The sequence below is a fragment of the Xanthomonas sp. SHU 166 genome (assembly GCF_000364685.1).
Classification (GTDB): domain Bacteria; phylum Pseudomonadota; class Gammaproteobacteria; order Xanthomonadales; family Xanthomonadaceae; genus Xanthomonas_A; species Xanthomonas_A sontii.
Genome location: NZ_AQOJ01000195.1, coordinates 1 through 1,001, shown reverse-complemented (window position 1 = coordinate 1,001; position 1,001 = coordinate 1). Strand labels below are relative to the sequence as shown.

Genomic DNA, 1,001 nt, shown 5'->3' with positions numbered 1-1,001 from the left:
GCTTAGCCCTGGAGCAGGCTCAGCACGCTCTGCGGCGCCTGCTTGGCCTGAGCCAGCATGGCGGTGCCGGCCTGCTGCAGGATCTGCGTGCGGGTCAGCTCGGCGGTTTCCTTGGCGTAGTCGGTGTCGCGGATGCGGCTGCGCGAGGCCGACAGGTTCTCCGAGGTGGAGCTCAGGTTGGCGATGGTGGAGGTGAAGCGGTTCTGGATCGCGCCCATGTCCGCACGCGAGGAGTTCACCGAGGTCAGCGCGTTGTCGATGATGCTCAGCGCCTTCTGCGCGCCCTGGAAGGTCGAGATGTCCACGTCCTTCAGGAAGTTGGTGGTGCCCGCGGCGGCAGTGGCAGTGGCGGCGATGCCGCTCTGGTCGAAGGTGATGCCGGTGGCGCCGGTGGCCGAGCCCGCGGTGAACGAGAAGTCCTGGCCGCCCTTGACCGATTCCAGCTTCAGCTTGTTGCTGCTGTCCAGCGAGGCGTACACGCCGGTCTGGGCCAGCTTGTCGTTGATCGCCGAGGCGATCTTCTTGGCCACATCGGTGTCCACGTCGCCGACGGCCACCGAGACCGAGGCGATGCTGACGCCGTTGACGGACATGCCGGAGAAGCTGCCGCTGGCGGTGGCGGTACCCGAGGCCAGGGCGTTGGTGGTGGTCTGGGTGGCGGCGAAGCCGGCCTTGCCCAGCGAGGCGGCGCTGGCGTTGACGATGCTGTTGATGCCGATGGTCTGGCCGGCGTCGGCGCCGACCTGGAACAGCGCGCCGGAGAACGAGCCGTCCAGCAGCTTGGTGCCGTTGAAGTTGGTCTGGCTGGAGACGCGGTCGATTTCCGAGGCCAGCTGCTTGACTTCCGAGTTCAGCGCGCCACGGTCGGTGGTGGAGTTGGTGGCGTTGGCCGACTGCACCGCCAGTTCGCGGATACGCTGCAGGTTGTTGCCGATTTCGACCATCGCGCCTTCGGCGGTCTGCGCCAGCGAGATGCCGTCGTTGGCGTTGCGCGAGGCCAC

General features: G+C 67.4%; 1 protein-coding gene. It reads right to left on the bottom strand.

Annotated elements, in window-relative coordinates; translation table 11 throughout:
• Positions 1 to 2: 2 nt before the first annotated feature.
• On the bottom strand, positions 3 to 1,001 hold a 999-nt coding region (locus tag D180_RS06875), incomplete at its 5' end, for a flagellin (protein WP_017912209.1).